18 protein-coding genes, 1 tRNA gene and 1 CRISPR repeat array are annotated in these 20,803 nt (G+C 33.8%); of the genes, 5 read left to right on the top strand and 14 right to left on the bottom strand.

The genetic code is table 11. The features are described from left to right. Positions 1-14 precede the first annotated feature (14 nt). The 3 genes from B6C84_RS08630 (at position 15) to frdD (ending at position 1,602) form a co-directional block, all read left to right on the top strand. Positions 15-599, top strand: coding sequence for a hypothetical protein (locus B6C84_RS08630; RefSeq protein WP_065577737.1), 585 nt, complete (start codon positions 15-17; stop codon positions 597-599). 197 nt (positions 600-796) lie between these two features. Next, entirely contained in the window at positions 797-1,234 is a 438-nt protein-coding gene (locus B6C84_RS08625) for a succinate dehydrogenase/fumarate reductase transmembrane subunit (protein WP_065577738.1), read from the top strand. Between the two features lie 14 nt (positions 1,235-1,248). Then, positions 1,249-1,602, top strand: a complete 354-nt coding sequence (frdD, locus tag B6C84_RS08620) for a fumarate reductase subunit FrdD (RefSeq protein WP_065577739.1) — start codon at positions 1,249-1,251, stop codon at positions 1,600-1,602. A 65-nt stretch (positions 1,603-1,667) separates the two neighbouring features. Here the strand turns inward: frdD and B6C84_RS08615 are convergent, their stop codons facing one another. From B6C84_RS08615 to B6C84_RS08595, 5 genes are all read right to left on the bottom strand, one after another. After that, positions 1,668-2,528: a hypothetical protein gene (locus B6C84_RS08615; protein WP_065577740.1), complete on the bottom strand. Its 861-nt coding sequence runs from the start codon at positions 2,526-2,528 to the stop codon at positions 1,668-1,670. Positions 2,529-2,601: 73 nt separating this feature from the next. Further along, positions 2,602-4,371: a microcin C ABC transporter ATP-binding protein YejF gene (gene yejF, locus B6C84_RS08610; RefSeq protein ID WP_086354328.1), complete on the bottom strand. Its 1,770-nt coding sequence runs from the start codon at positions 4,369-4,371 to the stop codon at positions 2,602-2,604. After that, a complete protein-coding gene (locus B6C84_RS08605; RefSeq protein ID WP_065614357.1) occupies positions 4,368-5,399 on the bottom strand; it encodes an ABC transporter permease in 1,032 nt (343 codons plus the stop codon). The genes yejF and B6C84_RS08605 overlap by 4 nt, the downstream gene beginning before the upstream one ends. Beyond that, positions 5,399-6,487: a microcin C ABC transporter permease YejB gene (locus tag B6C84_RS08600; protein ID WP_086354327.1), complete on the bottom strand. Its 1,089-nt coding sequence runs from the start codon at positions 6,485-6,487 to the stop codon at positions 5,399-5,401. Before B6C84_RS08600 ends, B6C84_RS08605 begins: the two co-directional genes overlap by 1 nt. A 1-nt stretch (position 6,488) precedes the next feature. Beyond that, positions 6,489-8,444: an extracellular solute-binding protein gene (locus tag B6C84_RS08595; protein ID WP_217332238.1), complete on the bottom strand. Its 1,956-nt coding sequence runs from the start codon at positions 8,442-8,444 to the stop codon at positions 6,489-6,491. 410 nt (positions 8,445-8,854) lie between these two features. Here B6C84_RS08595 and B6C84_RS08590 point away from each other — a divergent pair, with 410 nt between their 5' ends. Continuing rightward, entirely contained in the window at positions 8,855-11,563 is a 2,709-nt protein-coding gene (locus B6C84_RS08590) for a CRISPR-associated helicase/endonuclease Cas3 (protein ID WP_086354326.1), read from the top strand. Between the two features lie 119 nt (positions 11,564-11,682). After that, positions 11,683-12,138: a CRISPR direct-repeat array (repeat unit 29 nt; unit sequence GTGTTCCCTATACACATAGGGATAAACCG). 204 nt (positions 12,139-12,342) lie between these two features. Continuing rightward, positions 12,343-12,693: a phage virion morphogenesis protein gene (locus B6C84_RS08585; RefSeq protein ID WP_086361339.1), complete on the top strand. Its 351-nt coding sequence runs from the start codon at positions 12,343-12,345 to the stop codon at positions 12,691-12,693. A gap of 17 nt (positions 12,694-12,710) precedes the next feature. On the opposite strand, the gene B6C84_RS08580 is transcribed toward B6C84_RS08585, so the two are convergent. The 9 genes from B6C84_RS08580 to B6C84_RS08540 form a co-directional block, all read right to left on the bottom strand. Then, a complete protein-coding gene (locus B6C84_RS08580; RefSeq protein ID WP_065577746.1) occupies positions 12,711-12,944 on the bottom strand; it encodes a hypothetical protein in 234 nt (77 codons plus the stop codon). A 35-nt stretch (positions 12,945-12,979) separates the two neighbouring features. Further along, on the bottom strand, positions 12,980-13,492 hold the full coding sequence (locus B6C84_RS08575) for a ClbS/DfsB family four-helix bundle protein (protein ID WP_217332137.1): 513 nt from the start codon (positions 13,490-13,492) through the stop codon (positions 12,980-12,982). A gap of 1 nt (position 13,493) precedes the next feature. Then, a complete protein-coding gene (locus B6C84_RS08570; RefSeq protein WP_086354323.1) occupies positions 13,494-13,811 on the bottom strand; it encodes a chorismate mutase in 318 nt (105 codons plus the stop codon). Between the two features lie 84 nt (positions 13,812-13,895). Further along, positions 13,896-13,971: transfer RNA gene (locus tag B6C84_RS08565), tRNA-Ala, on the bottom strand. A gap of 122 nt (positions 13,972-14,093) precedes the next feature. Further along, entirely contained in the window at positions 14,094-15,089 is a 996-nt protein-coding gene (secF, locus tag B6C84_RS08560; RefSeq protein ID WP_065650862.1) for a protein translocase subunit SecF, read from the bottom strand. Between the two features lie 15 nt (positions 15,090-15,104). Continuing rightward, a complete protein-coding gene (gene secD, locus B6C84_RS08555; protein ID WP_081298790.1) occupies positions 15,105-16,961 on the bottom strand; it encodes a protein translocase subunit SecD in 1,857 nt (618 codons plus the stop codon). 58 nt (positions 16,962-17,019) lie between these two features. Next, positions 17,020-17,349: a preprotein translocase subunit YajC gene (gene yajC, locus B6C84_RS08550; protein ID WP_065577759.1), complete on the bottom strand. Its 330-nt coding sequence runs from the start codon at positions 17,347-17,349 to the stop codon at positions 17,020-17,022. 182 nt (positions 17,350-17,531) lie between these two features. Further along, positions 17,532-19,250 (bottom strand): NADH-quinone oxidoreductase subunit N, encoded by a 1,719-nt coding sequence (locus B6C84_RS08545; RefSeq protein WP_086354322.1) that lies wholly within the window; start codon positions 19,248-19,250, stop codon positions 17,532-17,534. Between the two features lie 6 nt (positions 19,251-19,256). Further along, positions 19,257-20,801: a complex I subunit 4 family protein gene (locus B6C84_RS08540; RefSeq protein ID WP_065577761.1), complete on the bottom strand. Its 1,545-nt coding sequence runs from the start codon at positions 20,799-20,801 to the stop codon at positions 19,257-19,259. Positions 20,802-20,803: the final 2 nt, after the last annotated feature.

Raw genomic sequence — 20,803 nt, 5'->3', positions numbered from 1 at the left:
GATAGAGATCTTATATGCCACAAAACTTTAAAAATTATAATCAAGATCTATTAAAAAAAGTTGTATTAAAGAAAAATATAACAACAATAGTACAGCTTTCAGTGGCACTCTTGTTTATTCTTAATATTCTTTTTACTTTGCGATTTCACCAAAAAACAATTATTTTTCCTAAAGTTGAATATGCATTTTTTACTGTAGCCATCCTGCTTAGTTTTCTCCTCGCTTTTTCTAGAAAAAAAATGTTAAAAAAATCATTTTTAGAACGAATTAAACATTACCTTACACGTACTTTTATGATTTTTTCGTTTAATCTCATAATTTTTTTAGTTCTACCAGCAGAGATCATTTATTTCTATCCTACTGAATATAAAACTTATACCACTGAATATAAAATTACCACGCCAGGGCCAAGTAGAGGTAGGCATGGACGTTGTAAACATGGTTTAAAGATTCTTGATAAAGATAACAATTATTACTTTTTTCTATGCATAAATTTAAATGACAAAATCAAATATGGTACTAAAGCTCAAGTAAGAGTCAAAGAAACACCAATAGGCTCATATTTAACTGATTATAAGTTATTTGTTACTAGCAAATAATTTATTAGTTAATCACATTTGCAATGTCATGCAAACCATTTCAACGCACTTTCTGCCTAGTGTTATTACCTTAAAAACCGATATTATGCAGGACTTTAATTTGACGATTTGAATCACTTAATGTTTATAATACAACATTAAACATTCATCCCTAGAAACGTTAATTACATAATAATGTTACTCACATTGAGAAAGTTATGATTAAGAAGAATAATGATAATTATCCAGCAAATAATGATTTAAATAATAACAATACTGGTACACAATCCGAGATCACATCGTTACAGACAAAACAGCCGTTATTTCTGTCAATCATTGATAAATTAACGCCTTTTTCCATGATTTGGGTTAGTTTGGTGTTGATGTATGGTGTTATCTGTATGTATACAAATAGAATGGGACAAGATGAGTTTTATCGTTTTATCTTTTTCTTACAAAGCCCAGTTGTTGTAGTGCTAAACTGTATTGCATTACTACTCGCTTTATTTCATTCAATAAACTGGTTTAGGTTAATGCCAAAGATTATTTTTAAGCAAAATATTCATAAAAAGAAACAAGGATATTTACTTATTATTGGCTTATGGGGTGTAACAATTTTACTTTCATATTGCTTACTATTATTGATAATTAAATAAGTGGTATTTGATCAATGAAAAATCAACAAACTCAACCAATACAGTCAGACTCAAAAGTGGCAAAAGGATTATTTGCTTTAGGTGGGCTTTGGGCAGCTATTTTCGCACCAGTGGTATTAATCATTGTTGCGTTTATCATTCCTTTTGGTGACGCGATAACGCGTTCATATATTTTAAAGTTAGCTAATACTGAATTAGGTAAATTATTTTTGTGCTTAATGATTTCGCTACCAATTTGGTGTGGATTGCAACAGATTCTAACTTTGTTACATCAATTTAATATCTATCCAAAGCGAGAAAAGCTACTTACGTATGGTTTAGCGTTAGCATGGACAGCTCATGCGATTTATATTTTATTTGTAAGATAAAACTAGAGTGATGTTCATTCATTGGCGTTATCGAGTTCACTAGTGATAACGCCATGTTTAATTGATTAATAATAAGTAATCTGCCGAACGATATTAGTTTGTTTGTTTTTCCTATTTTGTTTTGATTGTGTTGCACTCAACCAATCATTTTTCTCATTAAAAGTTAAAAATTCAGTCATGTAATGAGTTGTATTTTTTCCAACTATTGAATAAGTCGATTGGATTGCATTTAATCGATTTTTATCATCATATTGGTAAGAAAAATCGCTTTCATTTTTAGTTTTATTACTATATTGCGCCGATACCTTTGCTAGATGGCGATTTTGATAACCAAACGCATAAATCGAAGCACCTTTTTGCACTGTTCCTACTACTTGACCATTAGCATCCAACTCTTTTAGCTGCCATTGCACATTTTTATTAATTAAACAATTGTTATTATCAAATTGATAACTATCATTCTCAATAAAGGTAAAATCGGGCGCTTGTTTTATCTGTTCAGAAGCAATAACTCTACCTTGTGTATCGATTTTGAACTGAGTAGTGCTCCTTGTTTTATCCTCAATATCCTCAATCACATTTTGCCAGCCAGATTGGTTTTTTTGTAGATGTTCAGAATAGAGTTTTTCATTGTCACCGGAATAAAGATCGTAATGACTTTCTGTAATCAAACCATTTGGATCATAATTTAAACTATGTTTGACAATTGAACGTATCGTACCAGTATCTGATGTAATGGTTGAAGTTCTCACTTCTTGCTTAATCCCTTTAGCTGTTGAATCAATAAAGTCTAATATTTTAAAAATATAGTTATTTGCCTCAACTTTATTTTGTTCGGGATTATCTGAACACGTCAATGCCATTGCATTTATTGAGATAAATGATAAACATGAAGCGGTTAAAAAACGGAATATATTTTTTTGCATAATGAACCTGTTAACTCGTTTACTAAACTAAATATTTAATAGTGGCTTATAGCTAAGCCACAAAGTTGTACATTTATTTTTTTCGCATTAATAATGCGTCTTCCCAATTAACCTTTTGTTCTTGTTTATGCTCTTGCTGAGCTTGTTGTTTTTCATCAGACTGTTCATCTTTTTCTACATTTTCAGATGATTCTGCTTTTTGAGTTTTTTCGATAATATCCGCATGAATTAACGTTTTAGTCGCTTTTCTCGGTGGTTTATCTAAAAATGATAGTAAAACTTTGGTGTACTCAGATTCCGGCGTATAAAACACTTTTTCTCGTGAACCTTGTTCAACAATTTTACCGTCTTTCATAACTACAATCTGATGACATATTGAATAGACTAAGGCAAGATCATGGCTAATAAACAGATAGCTAAGATGATGTTTCTCTTGCAATGATTTAAGTAAATTAATTATCTGCTTTTGAATTGTATGATCTAAAGATGACGTTGGCTCATCTAAAATTAATAGTTCCGGTTGCAATATTAAAGCTCTAGCAATCGCTATTCTTTGCCGTTGTCCACCAGAAAACTCATTTGGATAACGAAAACGCATTTCAGGGTCCAAACCAACCTCTAGCATAATATCAATTACCGCTTGTTCTCGCTCAGCTTTAGTCAATTTTTTATGTGTCATTAGACCTTCACTGATAATTTGCTCAACATTAAAGCGCGGATTAAGTGATGAAAAGGGATCTTGAAATACAACCTGAATTCGGCTACGGAATGGTAATAACTTCTTACCAGATAAATTCTGGATAGGATGGCTATCAAATAGGATATCACCTTTTGATTTGATTAAACGTAAAATAGCCAGTGCGGTGGTACTTTTACCTGAGCCTGACTCCCCAACAATACCAACTGTCTCACCTTGGTGTACCGCAAAACCTATATTATCAACAATTTTTTTCTTTTTGCTGCTAAATAATCGTTTTTGAGTGACGACCTCAACATTAAGATGATTCACATTCAGCAATATACCGGGAGTATCAGGTAAAGGAACCGGTTCACCACTAGGCTGAGAATTTAATAATGTTTGAGTATATTCATGCTGTGGACGCAAAAAGATACGTTGTTTATTATTGAATTCAACAATTTGGCCATCCTGCATTACCGCTACTTTATCTGCCAATTTTTTTACTATGCCCAAATTATGTGAAATAAATAACATGCTCATATTAAGCTCTTTTTTGAGCTCTTTGAGTAGTTCAATAATTTGTCCTTGAACAGAAACATCTAAAGCAGTAGTTGGTTCATCAGCAATTAATAATTTTGGATGAGTTAAAATAGCCATGGCAATCATTACACGTTGCCTTTCACCACCAGATAACTGATGAGGATAAGAAGCCAGTTTGCTTTTAGGATCTTTAATGCCAACCCGATCGAGATATTGTAAGATTTCACTTCGAGCCTCATTACGTCGCATACCTCTATGTAAAGATAAGACTTCATAAAGTTGTTTTTCAACGGTATGCAATGGATTAAGTGATACCATTGGCTCTTGAAATATCATACTAATTTCATTACCGCGAATTTTACGCAATTCTTTTTCAGAGGCATGTAATAATGATTTATCTTCGAAAATAATATCTCCTGAAGGATAAATCACTCGCTCTTTTGATAACAGCCTTAATATTGACAGTGCTGTTACACTTTTACCAGAGCCTGACTCACCGACTAATGCCACTGTTTCTTGTTCATTAATATCAAAACTAATAGCGTCAACAACTTGATTTTGTGAATGCTGGCCAGTTTTAAAGGCAATACTTAAATCAATGATAGATAATAAAGGAGAACTCATTTATATACTCCTTTGTTTGGATCGAATGCATCTCTAATTGCTTCACCAATAAATATTAACAGTGACAATAAGATGGAAATAACTAAAAAAGAACTAATTCCTAACCAAGGCGCTTGCAAATTATTTTTGCCTTGGAGTAATAATCGCCCTAAAGATGGTGAATCAATTGGTAAACCAAAGCCAAGAAAATCAAGTGCCGTTAGTGTTGAAATTGAACCACAAAGAATAAATGGTAAAAATGTTAATGTTGCCACCATCGCATTTGGTAGCATATGACGTAACATAATTTTACTATCGCTTACTCCCATAGCTTTAGCAGCTCGAATATAATCGAAGTTACGGGTTCGGAAGAATTCTGCTCGAACAACACCGACCAATGCCATCCAGCCAAATAACACCGTAATACCTAATAACCACCAAAAATTAAGCGGTAAGATACTGGCAAGCAGAATTATCACAAATAGTTCAGGTAAACCACTCCAAATCTCAATAAATCGTTGTCCTAATAGATCAACTTTTCCGCCATAATAACCTTGAATTGCGCCAATTAGCACGCCGATAATGGAGGTGAAAAAGGTAAGAAACAAGGCAAAAAACATTGAAACTCTAAAACCATAGGCAATGTTTGCTAAAACATCAAATCCAGCGTCGGTGGTGCCAAGCAGATGGTTTTTTGATGGTGGTGTAGGAAACGTGCTGGTTGTGTCATGAATCACAGTATTATGAGTATAACGAAATGGAGGCCAAAGTATCCAACCATCAGACTCGATCTTATTTTGTACCGCTGGATCTAAATAATTAGTTTGTGTTTTAAATTGCCCACCAAATTCGGTTTCCGGATAAAAATGGAATATGGGCGAATAATAGTTATTTTGATACTTGATAAATATCGGTCGATCATTAAATATAAAATCAGAAAATAGGCTGATTATAAATAATATTGAAAATAACCATAATGAATAATACCCACGTCGATTGCGTTTAAATCGTTGCCAACGTAGCTGATTAATTGAATAGTGCGTAGTCATCAGTTGCGAGCCTCAAAGTCAATACGTGGATCGATTATCATATAAGATAAATCTGATAAGAGTTTGGTAATAAGCCCAATCAATGTAAATATATACAATGAACCAAAAATAACCGGGTAATCGCGCTGAATAATTGCTTCATAACCGAGAAGACCCAATCCATTAAGCGAAAAAATAGCTTCAATCAATACGGAACCGGTAAATAAAATGCCAACAAATGCCGCAGGAAAACCCGATACAATAAGCAAGGTTGCATTACGAAAAACATGCTTATACAGAATTTGCCTTTCACTTAACCCTTTCGCTCTGGCAGTAACAACATATTGTTTACGAATCTCATCTAAGAATGAGTTTTTGGTTAACATGGTTAGTGTGGCAAAACCACTTACTACCATAGCAATAGTCGGTAAGCAAATATGCCACGCATAATCTTTTACTTTGCCCCAAAAATCTAATTGTTCAAAATTATTAGAAATCAATCCGCGTAGCGGGAAAATATCCCAATAACTGCCACCTGCGAACAAAACAATTAATAATACGGCTAATAAAAAAGCGGGTATTGCATAACCAATGATAATTAACGTACTTGACCAAAAATCAAATCTTGAACCATCTTTAACCGCTTTACGAATTCCTAATGGGATTGAGATTAAATAAATGATTAATGTACTCCATAATCCCAATGAAATAGAAACAGGTAAACTTTTGGCAATTAAACTTAATACTGATTCACTTTTAAAAAAACTGTTACCAAAATCAAATTGAATATATTGTCGCAACGTATTGATATAGCGTTCCCAAATCGGTTTATCAAAACCATACTGTTTTTCAATCATTGCCACAATTTCTGGATCTAAACCACGAGCACCACGATAATTTGATTTATTTTTTGGTTCGGTCAACTTAGCAGGGCTATTTTCACTGCCAGGCAGCAATACTTGCCCTGCTTGAGGGCCATTCTCTATCATAGCTAAAGCTTGATCGACGGGGCCACCCGGTGCAATTTGCACAATAAAAAAGTTGATAGTCAAAATGATTAATAAGGTTGGTATAATTAGCAATAATCGACGGATAAAATAATTCAACATATTAGTGTACTCTATTCTTTGTCAAACTAGCTGCTTTGTCTGCATCATACCACCAGCTACCAATACCTATTCCATAAGCTGGCTGTATGGCTGGTTGCCCAAACTTGTTCCAATATGCATAATAAGTTTTGCTGTTATACCACATTGGAATCATCGGATATTCTTGAGTTAAAATACGATCAAGCGCTCGCCCCAGTGAAATTAACTCACTTTGATTACCTACATTTTTAATTATTTCAGCAATAATCGAATCAATTGCCTGATTATGTAAGCCGGAACCATTATATGTAGAGTTTAAATATTCACTTCCCCAAAAAAGTACTAAACCTGAAGATGGATAGTCTATTGCACTATAATTACGTGGCATCATGTCATAATCACGTTCACGCATTCTGCGCGTCAATTGGGCATAATCTAATGAAGTTATTTTCATTGTAATCCCTAAACGGACTAAATTTTGCTGAAATGGAATTGCATATTTGACGTCCGCACCCGTATAAGTTAATAGCTCGAATTCAAAAGGTTGCTCAGTTTTAGCATTAATTAACTTACCATCTTTAATAATCCAACCCGCGTCTTCTAACAATTTAGCGGCGGTTAATAAGTTATTGCGGTTAAAACCGTGTCCATCACTTTTCGCAATAGTATAGGCATCATCAAAGGCTTGCTCGGGAATAATATCCTTATATGGTGTTAACCATTTAAGTTCTTGTTCACTAGGTTTACCTTTTGCAGCATAAATGGTATTTTCAAAAAAGCTAAACGGTCTTTTATAACTATCATAATAAAAGGCGTGATTAAGCCATTCAAAATCAAAAGCTAAAGTTATTGCTTGGCGAACTTTAACATCTTTAAAAAGATCTTTCTGCAAATTAAACGCTAACCATCTAGTATCTACTGCAGTTTCGACGTTTTTTTCTTGCTTTATGATATCTTTTGAATCAAAGTATTTTCCTTGATATTGAGTAAACCAGTTTTTGGGTTGCCCTTCACCTCGAAAATCGTATTCCCCAGCTTTAAATGCCTCTAGAGCAATACTATCATCTATATAATAATCAATACGCTTTTCATCAAAATTATCTAAACCTTTATTAACAGGTAAATCTTTTGCCCAATAGTCAGGATTACGCTTATAAACCACGTACTGTCCCATTTTATAATCACTAATATAATAAGGACCGCTGCCAACAGGAGGGGTGCTTAACGGTTCAGAAAAATTACGATCTTGCCAAAAATGTTTAGGTAAAACATGCATACTACCAACAAAAGAAAGTAATTTTTCACGATCGCTTTCTGGTAATTCAACACGGACTCGATAATCATCTATAACTTTAACATTTACCCCTTTGTTATAAACTCGATATTGTGAAACACCTTCGGTCATAAATTTATGAAAAGTAAATTCCACGTCATATGCGGTTATTGGCTTACCATCCTGAAAACGTGCATTAGGATTAATCGAGACTTCTGCCCAACGATAACTATCAGAATAAGTAATTGAAGTTGCTATCAGTGGATAAAAGCTGGAAATATCATCGGCTGTTGAGGTAAACAGAGAATCGTATAACTCACCAGAATAATGTTCAGGTGCGCCACGACTAGCATAACGGTTAAAATTATCAAAGTTACCTATTTCATGTAGTTTGATAATCCCACCTTTAGGGGCATTGGGATTCACATATTCTAGATGGTCAAAATTTTCAGGATATTTAGGATCACCCAATAACGAAAAAATGGTTTTATGGTAAATATGCTCGGTTGGTTGATTCGGTTCAATGCTGTCAATCGGCTGGGATTCAATGGTCTCAGTTGATGGGTTAGCTTCTACCGGTGTATCTGACAGCAAAGTGACATTTGGTTCTTCTTCGGCATAGACAGTCATTGAACAAAATAATAATCCACTCAAACAACTTGAGATGAATAACTTTTTGATATTTTTTTTTCTTTGACTAATCATCCTAATTTAGTTCCTGTTTTATCAACAATTTATCAAAATAAGATTTTACCCTATTGAGTATTAAAAATTTCAAACGATTTAGAATACGCTAAATAACATAGTAAGTTAACTATTTTGCCAAACTTCCAGCGAATGAGCAAAACCTTATTAATAAACTTAATAATGAACAGCGATTATAACATTAATTGTTATCAATATTTGTTTAAGATTTATTCTTTTATAGAAAACAAATTTTAACTAGATAAGAATAAATCGTCATGATTCATAATAAAAAAATTTTGAGGAACGGGGTTTTTTAGTATAAAAATTTAGCAATTTAATCGATATTCTTTTATTATTTTAGAATCATTAAAGATATTTAGCTAAATATTCCAACCAGTTAATCATCTAAAATAAGGATATCCGTTTTAATGCTTGAATCATTCTATCAATATTGGGGAAAATGCCAACAAGGCGATCAATCAGATAATTATCACCTTTTAGCCTACCACAATTTAGATGTTGCGGCTTGTGGATATCATATAGTAAAAAACGATTATTTTAATTCTGCAGAGCTATTTGAACAGATTGGTTTTTCATCAGATGAGACTGAAACAGCAGCCCTTTGGTTCGCCTATTTTCTAGCTTGGCATGATATTGGCAAATTCGCTAATGGATTTCAGCAATTATTCAAACACAATAATCCCAATCTCGTCGCCCCAGATCCTGCCAAAAGTTATTTAACTCGACATGATTCTCTTGGACACTGGTTATGGAAGAATTATTTAATGCAAGAATCAGAAATCCAATTAGAACATTACAATTATAATATTGACCAAATATATAATATCTGGTTATTAATCATGACCGGCCACCATGGCAAGCCGCCAATCTTAGATGCCAAAGGCAACTTAGCATTTAATTCACAAGATAAACATGCATCTTTAGATTATATTAAAGCAATTAATAAGTTGTTTATTGTAGATAATCGGTTAGCTGGCTACCACACTAGTTTTTTTGATAAAAAATTTCGCAAAATTCTCAGCAAACTGAGCTGGTTAATCGCAGCCATAACAGTTATTAGCGATTGGTTAGGTTCCAATGAGCAATTTTTCCCTTTTTGTTCAAAATCAATGGAGTTATCAGAGTATTGGGCAAACTATGCACTCGCCAATGCTGAAAAAGCCGTAGCAACTTTACCTAAAAGGTCCTCGATTACTCCTTTTAATGGTATTAAAAACCTGTTTCCATTTATAGCAAAGCCGACACCACTACAGCAACAAGCACTATCCTGCCAATTAACCAATATTGGACCTGAATTATTTATTATGGAGGATGTCACCGGTGCCGGTAAAACCGAAGCATCCATGATTTTGGCACATCGATTAATGGCTGCCGGGAAAGCACAAGGTATTTATATCGGCTTACCCACTCAAGCAACGGCTAATGCTATCTACCAACGAACATCAATGGTATATGGCCAATTATATAAATCGGATAGTCATCCATCACTTGTTCTAGCTCATGGCGCTAGTTATATGAATCCAAATTTTACTCAAACAATAATTAATTTAGATAATATTAGTCAGCAAAAATATCTTAACAATGATAATTCAGCCAGTAGCGAGTGCAATGAGTGGTTTGTCGATACTCGTAAAAAGTCATTACTGGCGGAAGTTGGGGTTGGTACGTTGGATCAAGCTTTGATGGCTGTAATGCCGTTTAAACATCAATCGTTGCGATTATTAGGGTTGCGTCATAAATTACTTATTTTAGACGAAGTTCATGCTTATGATAGTTATATGGTAAAACTATTAGAATCATTATTGCATTATCATGCATCGCAAGGTGGCAGTGCAATTATTCTTACTGCGACTTTACCATTTTTTCTGCGCGAAAAATTGCTTAACGCCTTCTATAGTGGATTAACATCAACACCATCATCTTTAACACTTAATACAGATTTACCTTTTCCTTTATTTACTCAACTAAATCAAAAAAACTTAGTCGAACAAGCAATAGAAACAAGAGATGAAGTAAAGCGACAAGTTAAGATCGACTGGATTGATAATATCAATTCCGGTATCGAAAAAATAAAGAGTGCAATTGAGCAAGGAAAAATTATTTGTTGGATAAAAAATAGTGTAGCTGATGCTATTAGTTTATATCAACAAATAAAACAAAATTTGCATCTTGATAGTAAGCAAATTTTGCTATTTCATAGTCGTTTTGCTTATTGTGATCGTTTGGCTATCGAGCAAAAAACTATCGAATGGGCGGGAAAAACTTCAAATAACACCATTCGCTCGGCAAAAATCATAATTGCGACTCAAGTCATTGAGCAATCATTAGATCTTGATTTTGACGAAATGATTAGTGACATTGCACCTATTGATCTATTGATTCAACGTGCAGGGCGTTTACAACGACATGTGCGAGATAAACACGGAAATATCAAATCAGCCACTCACCAGAATCAACCACGTGATGAGCGAAATCCACCTATATTGACCGTATTTGCGCCAACATGGCAGGATGATCCAAGCGAAGATTGGCTAGATAATCCAGAATTTCGCAATACTAAATATGTTTACGCTAATCATGCCTATTTATGGTTTACCCAACGAATCTTACGTGAAAGAGGTGTAATAACAATGCCTGAAGAGGCGAGACTACTTATAGAAGCTGTTTATCGCCATGATCTTGAACCACCAAAAGGTTTACAAGAGGCTTTTTATAAAGCATTAGGAGAACAATTAGGACAAAGTTCACAAGCTAAAAGTATTATATTGAATTTTAATAAATGCTATAGCCGTGAACAGTTCAATGGTGAATGGGATAAGGAAATTGAAGTTTCAACCCGTTTATCAAAAGATAATATTGATCTTTATTTAGCATATCAACAAGATGGAAAAGTTATTCCTTACTGTAGTAGTAACGAATACGCATGGGAACAAAGCCATGTTACAATTAGTGCATCTAAATGGGCTAGAGTTAAAAAAGCCGTCCCACAACTTGACGAACAGCCTCTAGAAAAATTGAGACAACAAATACATAGACCAAATGCCATTATTGTGTTAATTGAGCCAGAAAAAGAGCCTTCTTTTTATTCTAAGGAATTAGGCTTTTATCTAAATTAATTTAAAGTTAAATATTAATAATTTTAACTTGCAATAAGTTGAGTGAATTTCATACAGAAAAAATCGGTAAAAAATTACTCCCTTATATTTCAATTATAAAACAAATGGTTATAATTAGGGTGTTCCCTATACACATAGGGATAAACCGCTTCTTTTTCTAATTTTAATCCATCAATTCAAGTGTTCCCTATACACATAGGGATAAACCGGGTGAATTCGTTTTTACAAAAGAAGCAACCAAGTGTTCCCTATACACATAGGGATAAACCGCCATTTGATTGGGTGCTAGGTATTAGCTGGAAGTGTTCCCTATACACATAGGGATAAACCGCGCATACAAGATGCCCCGTTTTGTCTAATTCGGTGTTCCCTATACACATAGGGATAAACCGGAAAACGGTAAACGTTTCTAATAATACTATGAGTGTTCCCTATACACATAGGGATAAACCGTTAGCCGAGGGGTATAACCATTTGGCTAAAAAGTGTTCCCTATACACATAGGGATAAACCGCCGGTTATCGAACTGCACGAAAATATATGGGGGTGTTCCCTATACACATAGGGATAAACCTTATTACTGGCTAATTCGTTAAAACTGCCTGGCTAGATTTGGGTGAGGATGGAATACTTTGATCATCTGCAAAAATCAGTAGTTCGCCGTCGCTATATCTAACGTTTTATGATTGATGGTGAGGTTAAGCCAATGTTAGCTGTATTAGAGTATTTAAATGAACATAAAATAAAACCCAACCGCCGACACGTTGGGTAGGCTGCGCGTGGGATTGGAGGTCCTGTCGGAGACTGCCCGCGAATACCTTTTAAATAGTATAGGTAAAAAAATGACTGGCGTAAATATTGAATTCAATGTACAAGACGCACTAATCAACATAGAATTTGCTTTGCTCGATACACATGGTTTATTTAATCATATAAGTAAAACATTACTTGATATTCATGAAGCACGCTTTAATACACAGGAATCACCTGATGGTATACACCATGGCAAGCATTATCACCATGGTATCAAGAAAGTAAGCCAAAACAAAAAGATAAAGCTTAAGGCTCGATGGCACACTGCGCAGATTGTTCCTTATATACATAGGGATAAGCATAGATTTAGTAATTAGCTAGAATAAAATATTAATTAGCTTTGATTAACCCAAGCCAAAATATTTTGGATGGCTGTTTTAGCTTGATGGCTATTTTTCCAACATGATGATCCAGTTAGTAAAGCACCTTTATTTAATATTTCATCTAAATTGCTATTACGTAGTTTTTCGAAGGAATCTAATTCCATCTGTTGTAATCTTTCAATAATTTTATCGCCAACATATTTAAGTTGTAGCAATTGTTCTTTTTCTAATTCTGAAAAGGCCATTTTTTCTATCCATTTAAAAAATTGTTATGATGTTACTAATGTGAATTTAGTTTTTTCCATTTCCTGATTTTAGTTCTAAAAGATTTAAATGGCGCAACTGAATTAATATGAATAAATCGTGCCACAGGCCATGCTGAAGGATAAGGTTTTGTCCAATTGCGAGCATCTTTAGTAAAAAGCGTATTATCATCTAATGACTCAATCCAACTATTCCAAGTAGTCAGTTTCTGCTTAAATAATTGAATCAGCTCTTGTAATGAATAATCTTGATATATTTTATAAAAATGTTGGTATAATTCACCTAACTGATTCCATTTATATCCTTCCGCTGGCAATACAGGGGTTTGCTCAGCAAGTTCAGCATCATCCCAAGATTTAACAAGATCTAACCATCCAAGTTGATAAGCAATCATTTGTGCTGGCGTTCGATCAACACCTTCAATTAATTTATCTTTTTCGGCTTCGCTTAATTCACTGAATTCATCAATAAATAGCTTAGCTGTTTTGTTAATTTCATCTAATAGTTGTTGTTTATTGGCGTAATTCATTTTATTTACCATTATTATTAAAATACTTTAATTCTTCATCAATAAAATATCTAACTAAGTTAGCATACAATTCTTTAATTACATCGCCATTGAGACCTAACTCATCAGCCCAAAGTTTACGTTGCTCAAGCATGCTATTAAAACGTTCTTTAGCTTGCACATCGGTAGTATTTTTTTTGAATTGGCTTGCTGTTTTAACATAGTCAAAACGAGTTGCGAGTAATTGAATTACCAGATGATCTATATTATCAATTTCCGCTCGAATATCATTCATATCACGACATTCATTTGCTAAGATTTTTGGATTGTATTGAATCATATTTAATGACTAATAATTGCTAGTTTTGCTATCTTAGCACTGTATAAATATTTCTAAAAGGATTTGAATTGCAGAATTTAGAATTGGTGGAGCCAAGGGGGATCGAACCCCTGACCTCAACGCTGCCAGCGTTGCGCTCTCCCAGCTGAGCTATGGCCCCTAAAGGGATGAAAAACTGTGGCTAATAATATGCAACTAGTTAAAGGGTGTCAAATAAATTAATATTATTTGCTCAAAAAAAAGCTAACAAAGCTCTGTCAGGCTATGACAGAGCTTGAATGATTAACGTAAAATTGCGTTTTGATCCGCGCCTTCTGCTTCAACTTTTGGTGGCATAAAGTGTTCACGTTTCACACCTAATTTAAGCGACATATATGCTGCTACATAAATTGATGAAATTGTACCTAACACAATACCAACCCCTAATGTTTCAGAGAAACCTTTTAACATTGAACCACCGAAAATATATAAGATAATAACAACGGCTAACGTTGTGCCAGATGTCATTAAGGTTCGATGTAATGTTTGAGTTAATGAGATGTTGATAACATCATATGGCGACGCACGTCGTATTTTTCTAAAATTCTCACGAATTCGATCGAATACAACGATAGTATCATTAAGTGAATAACCAATTATAGATAACATTGCTGCAATAATGGTTAAATCTAATTCACGATCAAAGAGTGATAAATAGCCCGCGGTAATGACGACGTCATGCGCTAATGCTACAACAGCACCAGTACCAAATCGCCATTCAAATCGAAATGCAATATAAATTAAGATACATATTAATGCGGCGCAGATCGCCAAAATACCATCTTGAGCTAATTCAGAACCAACCGTAGGACCAACGAATTCAACTCGCTTAATTTCAGCATTACTATCAATATCTTTATGTACTAAATTAGAGATTTTAGTACCTAATGCATTATCAATTGCAGATGATGCACTACCCTCATTTTGATTGGCGGTGGCTAAACGGATAATAATATCTTTACTGCTGCCATAATACTGAACGACTGGTTCATGATAACCTGCATCACGTAAACTATTACGTAAATCATCAAGATTTACGGCTTTAGTTACTGTCAGTTCAACTGTGGTGCCACCGGTAAAATCCTGTCCAAGATTAAAGCCTTTAACAAGAACAACCACAAATGAAGCAACAACCAATAACATTGAGATAACAAAAGCGATGAAGCCAAATTTTAAAAAGTCGAGTACTCTTCGTCCATGATTTAATTCTCTAACATCATGATTTTCTTTTTTATTAATAGTCACAATAAACCTCTAAATTGATAACTTATTGACGCGACGACCACCATAAATAAGATTGGCCAGAGCTCGAGTCCCTACGATCGAGGTAAACATCGATGTTACAATACCGATACCTAATGTAATGGCAAAGCCTTTGATAGAACCTGTACCTACTGCATAAAGAATAATCGCAGTTATTAATGTGGTAATATTGGCATCAAAAATACTACTCCAAGCGCCAGCATAACCTTCGTTAATTGCATGTTGGACACCTCGACCATTACTGAGCTCTTCTTTTATACGCTCATTAATTAAAACATTCGCATCAACTGCCATACCTACAGTTAGTACAATACCGGCAATACCTGGCATACTTAATGTTGCCCCAGGTAATAAAGACATTGCACCAACAATAAGAATTAAGTTTGCAACTAATGCAAGGCTAGCGAATACACCAAATAAACGATATACCACTAACATAAAGATTACCGAAATTAATAATCCCCATACACAAGATTCTAAACCTTGAGTAATATTTTCTTGCCCCATTGACGGACCAACGGTACGTTCTTCAATTATTTGGATCGGCGCAATCAATGCACCTGCTCTTAATAGTAGTGATAAGTTTCTAGCTTCATCAACACTACTAATCCCAGTTACTTGGAATCGGTCACTAAAAATACCTTGGATCGTTGCTACATTGATAACTCTCTCTTGTTTTTCAAGAATTGGTTTATCATTTTCATCACGTTTTCCAGTATCTTTATATTCAACAAATAATGTTGCCATTGCTTTTTTCAGATGTTTCTGCGTGAAATCAAGCATAGTTTTGCCACCAGCACTATCTAAGTTAATAGAAACTTCAGGCTGGCTATATTCATTTACTCTAAATGAAGAATCGGTAATATGATCACCTGTTAATACTACACGTTTATAAAGTAAGACCGGACGACCATTTTCCATATATTTTATTTCAGAACCATATGGAACACGCATTTCACCTTTTAAAATAGCTTCTAAGTCAGTTGAACCATCTTCATTTACTTGTCTAAACTCGAGGGTTGCAGTTGCACCTAAAATTCGTTTAGCTAATGCAGTATCTTGAATACCAGGTAACTCAACAACAATACGATCAGAACCTTGACGTTGAACAATTGGTTCAGCAACACCTAATTGATTAACACGATTACGCAAAATGGTGGTATTTTGTTGTACAGCATCACTTTTAGCTTGTTGTAGCCGCTGTTGGCTGACACTAATAACGATGCTATTTTCACTTTGCGAAGTTAATTCATAATCTTGCAATCCATTAATTTTAGTAATAGCTTTGTTTCGATCTTCTGTATTATCGAATTGCATTAAGATTTGTTGATTACTACTTTTATTTAATGCTTTGTAATTTAGATTATTTTTATTGAACTCTGCTTTTAAATTTTCAATCGATTGTTCTGTCAATTTACTTAACGCAGTAGTCATATCTACTTCCATTAAGAAATGCACACCACCACGCAAATCAAGCCCTAATTTCATGGGTTCGGCACCAATCATTGTTAACCATGATGGTGTTGCAGGCGCTAGATTTAGTGCAACAGTATAATCATCACCTAATTCTTGTGATATTAATTCCTTAGCTTTCAGCTGAGTATCATTATCACTTAAACGAATTAAAATAGATTTATTTTCATAAACTAGTGATTTAGGTTCAATTTGATTTTTCACCAAAAGTTGTTTGACTTTATCTTGCGTAGCAACATTAATTTCGGCACTATTTGAACCTGAAATTTGTATAGCGGGATCTTCACCATAAATATTTGGAAGAGCATAAAGTAGGCCGACGCAAATCACGACGACCAACATAATGTACTTCCACAAAGGATAGCGATTTAGCACGACATATTCTCTTGTGGGATTAGATAATTAATACAATGAATTATAATAGCAAAATCTATTATAATGATTTCATTGTTCCTTTTGGTAATACCGATGTGATGAAGTCACGTTTGATAACAACTTCAGTTGTATCATTTAACTCTAACACAATATAACCATTTTCATTAACTTTTGATACTCGACCAATAAGTCCACCATTAGTTAATACTTCATCACCTTTTGAAATAGAAGCCATTAACTCACGATGTGCTTTAGCACGTTTTTGTTGTGGACGCATAATCATAAAATAGAAAAATAGCCCAAACACCACCAACATAATTGGCATTATGTAATCGCCACCAGGCTGAGCACCATCAGCTGCGTATGCATTAGAAATAAAAAAGTCCATATTGGTCCTCTTAATGAATATAAAAATATTAAAGTGCAGAATTATAACACAATAAATAAATCGATTATTAACTATTTCTTGCCAATATCTTTTAAGTTAACAACAAATATCGCTATTATTAACAATTTTATTCAATTAACTAAATAAATACAGTACCCGCCAACAATGAACCAGCAAAAAAATTAAGTCGTTAAATATTGTGCCATACTAACCAAGTTAAATAACCATTTAGGATAAACACCACATACCATGGTTAATAATGCTGCGATAACAATAAATAATTCACTCACTTTTATATCTTGCCATTTCAATTTAATAATAGAATTATTACCTGAGAAATCATCATGGCTGGTAGGAGGCCTAATATAAAGATTAAGAATAAGTCGTGAGTAGAAATATAAACCTATAGTACTACCAATCACTACTGCAGCAATTAACCACCATAACTCAGCCGTCACACCTAATAGTACTAAAAGAAAACGTCCTACAAAACCTGCTGTAAGTGGTGCACCTGCTAGAGATAATAAACCAACTCCCATTGCCAAGGCTAAAATAGGGCGACGCCAAAATAATCCTGAAAGATCAATTTCTTTTTCATGATCTTGTAACTCATTGGAATGGGATTCTAAGCTGATCACGCCTAAAACACAGATGTTGGCAAAAATGTAGCCAATTAAATAAACACCTATTGTTTCTAAAGCGAGCACCTGATACTGCACGGCAATTAAAGCCAGTAAAAGATAGCCAAAATGGGCAACTGAGGAATAAGCCAATAACCTTTTTAAGCTACTTTGCATTAATGCCAATAAATTTCCCCATAAAATTGAACAAAAGGCCATAATAACCAAAATAATACGGATTGTTTCATTATTTACTATTGGTGCTAATAAAAATAGTCTGGCAATAGCACAAAACACGGCGACTTTACCTACCGTTGATAGTAGTAATGAAACAACTGTCGGAGCCCCTTGGTAAACGTCAGGTAACCAAAGTTGAAAAGGTACCAGCGAAAGTTTAAAACCAATACCAACTAACATTAAACAAATACCAATTAATAATAATGTACTTGGATAGGTCATGGTTGATAATTGATAACTTAAACCACTAAATGTCAGCTCGCCAGTCGTAGCATAATAAAAAGCAATACCCATTAACAAAAATGAACTAGCAATGGCAGACAAAATCATATATTTAATCGCAGCTTCTAGCGCATGGGTTTGGATGTATTGATAGCCGATTAAGCCAATAAATGGAATCGAAAGTAATTCAATTCCAAGAAAGAATGACATTAAATGACTAGCATAAACTAAAGTGATTCCGCCTAATGTCATAAATAGTAAAATTATATAGAATAATCCATGGTTGATTTCTTCTTGTACAAACCATCGATAAGCTAATGATGCGACCACAATTGAAATGATTAAAATTAAGCTGGTATAAAGTAACCCATAACCATCACAAGTAAATAACGCAGTAACATGATGAGCTCCCCATTCGTTATTAGCATCATTCTGCTGAGTATCATCTACATTAGGTGACGATCCAACCATATCATTATTTTCTGTAACAGACTCTGTAATTTCCGAATTTTCCGAAGTAGTGATTTCTTGTTCTGTAGGTACGGCATCAATAGCTACCGTTTGTTCAGTTGCAGGCGTTTTATCACTAGTATCTAGTGGCGAAGAAACAGATATTTGCATATTGTCACTACTAATATCTGATATTGCTTGGGTATTAAATGAAATTTTATACCCCAAAATTGCTGAGAAAACTAATGCAAAAATTAATCCCGATATGGTTAAAGTAGCACATTTTTTAGTATCTATTTTGAAAATAAATAATGCGATGAGCAAAACTATTATGGCAAAGCTCAATATAAATATTGGCAATAAAGCTATCATAAGTTATTACTCTCCCACTCTTTCAGTAATTATATATTGCAGTGTTTGGTTGACAATAGAATAAGACATATCTAAAACCATTTTTGGATATAATCCAATAAAAATTAATACAATAAGCACACTAGACAATAGAAAAATATCTTTTTTACTCAGCAAGTGTTTTGTAACCGTAATTTTATCAACTACGCCATAAAAAATAGGTTGCATGCGAATAATTAACGATATCGACAATAACAATAATCCAATTGCCAGTAAGATAGTGTAATAAGGATATGAGTTATAACTACCTAATAACATCATATAATTACCAACAAAGTTAGCCGTTCCTGGAATACCTAACACAGCTAACATAAAAAATAGAGTAAAAGAAGACAAATACTTTACTTGCTCTTTTAATCCAACGAATTGATTAATGTTTCGGGTTAAATAACATTCTGCTAACAAACCACTTATTATAAACATACCAACAATAGCTAAATTAACAGCTATCATTTGAATAACAACACCTTGGAAAGCAATAACTGAGCCGCTATAAATAATAGCCGTGACAAATCCCATTAAAGCAATATGGATATAAGCAATCAGCTTCTTAATATCTGTCTGATTAAAAGCAAGTAAAGCGGTATAAAACAACGTACATATAGCCAACACTAAAATAAACGGCATAATTGTTAGCGAAGCATTAGGAAAAAGTGGGATCACAAAACGTAATAAACCAAATGCTGCTGTATTAACTAACAAACCACTTATCATCATCGAACCACTTGTTGACGATTCAATATGTGCTTCAATAAACCAATTATGAAAAGGGATTAAAGGAATACGTATAATAAAAGCAGCTAAAAAGCCTAGCATTAATAAAAATTCGGTATTACTTGAAATCGGCGTATTAGTTAAAATTTGATAATCAAAAGTCCATTTCGCCGTTATGTTCCAGTTGATTAAGGCCAATGATACAATCGATATTAGCATTAGTAGGCTACTTATCTGAGTGTAAATTAAAAATTTGCTAGCACCATTAAAACGTAATTGTGAATTTAAATCTCGTCTGCCCCACAACGAAATTAAAAAATAGATTGGAATAGCTACCGCTTCCCAAAAGAAAAACATTAAAAACAGATCAGTGATTACAAATAACATCATAATGGCTGATGCCATAAATAATACACATAAATAAAATAATCCGACATTATTAAGATTTTCTTTACTAGAATAAACAATAACTAACAATACAACAAAGAGTGTTGAACTAATAACAATCAAAGATAAACCATCTAATACCAAATGAAAATGAATACCAAGTAAAGGGATCCAATCAATATTAACTTCTTTAATCCAGTTTGGACTTTGTTCTAAAGAACTGCTTGCATCTGCCCATAAAACAATTACCAAAATAAACGTGATTAATATGGTTGTAAGAGCAATCATCATTGGTAAACGTTGCCAACGCAACTGTATATCGGTTGAAGTCATGATTCTCTGTAAAAATACATGACAAAGCCAACCAATAAATCCGCCAATTACAGGTAAGAAAACAAGCCATAACAACATTA

This window comes from Gilliamella apis (assembly GCF_002142155.1).
In the GTDB taxonomy this organism is placed as follows: domain Bacteria; phylum Pseudomonadota; class Gammaproteobacteria; order Enterobacterales; family Orbaceae; genus Gilliamella; species Gilliamella apis.
This window is presented reverse-complemented; position numbering and strand designations above follow the sequence as displayed.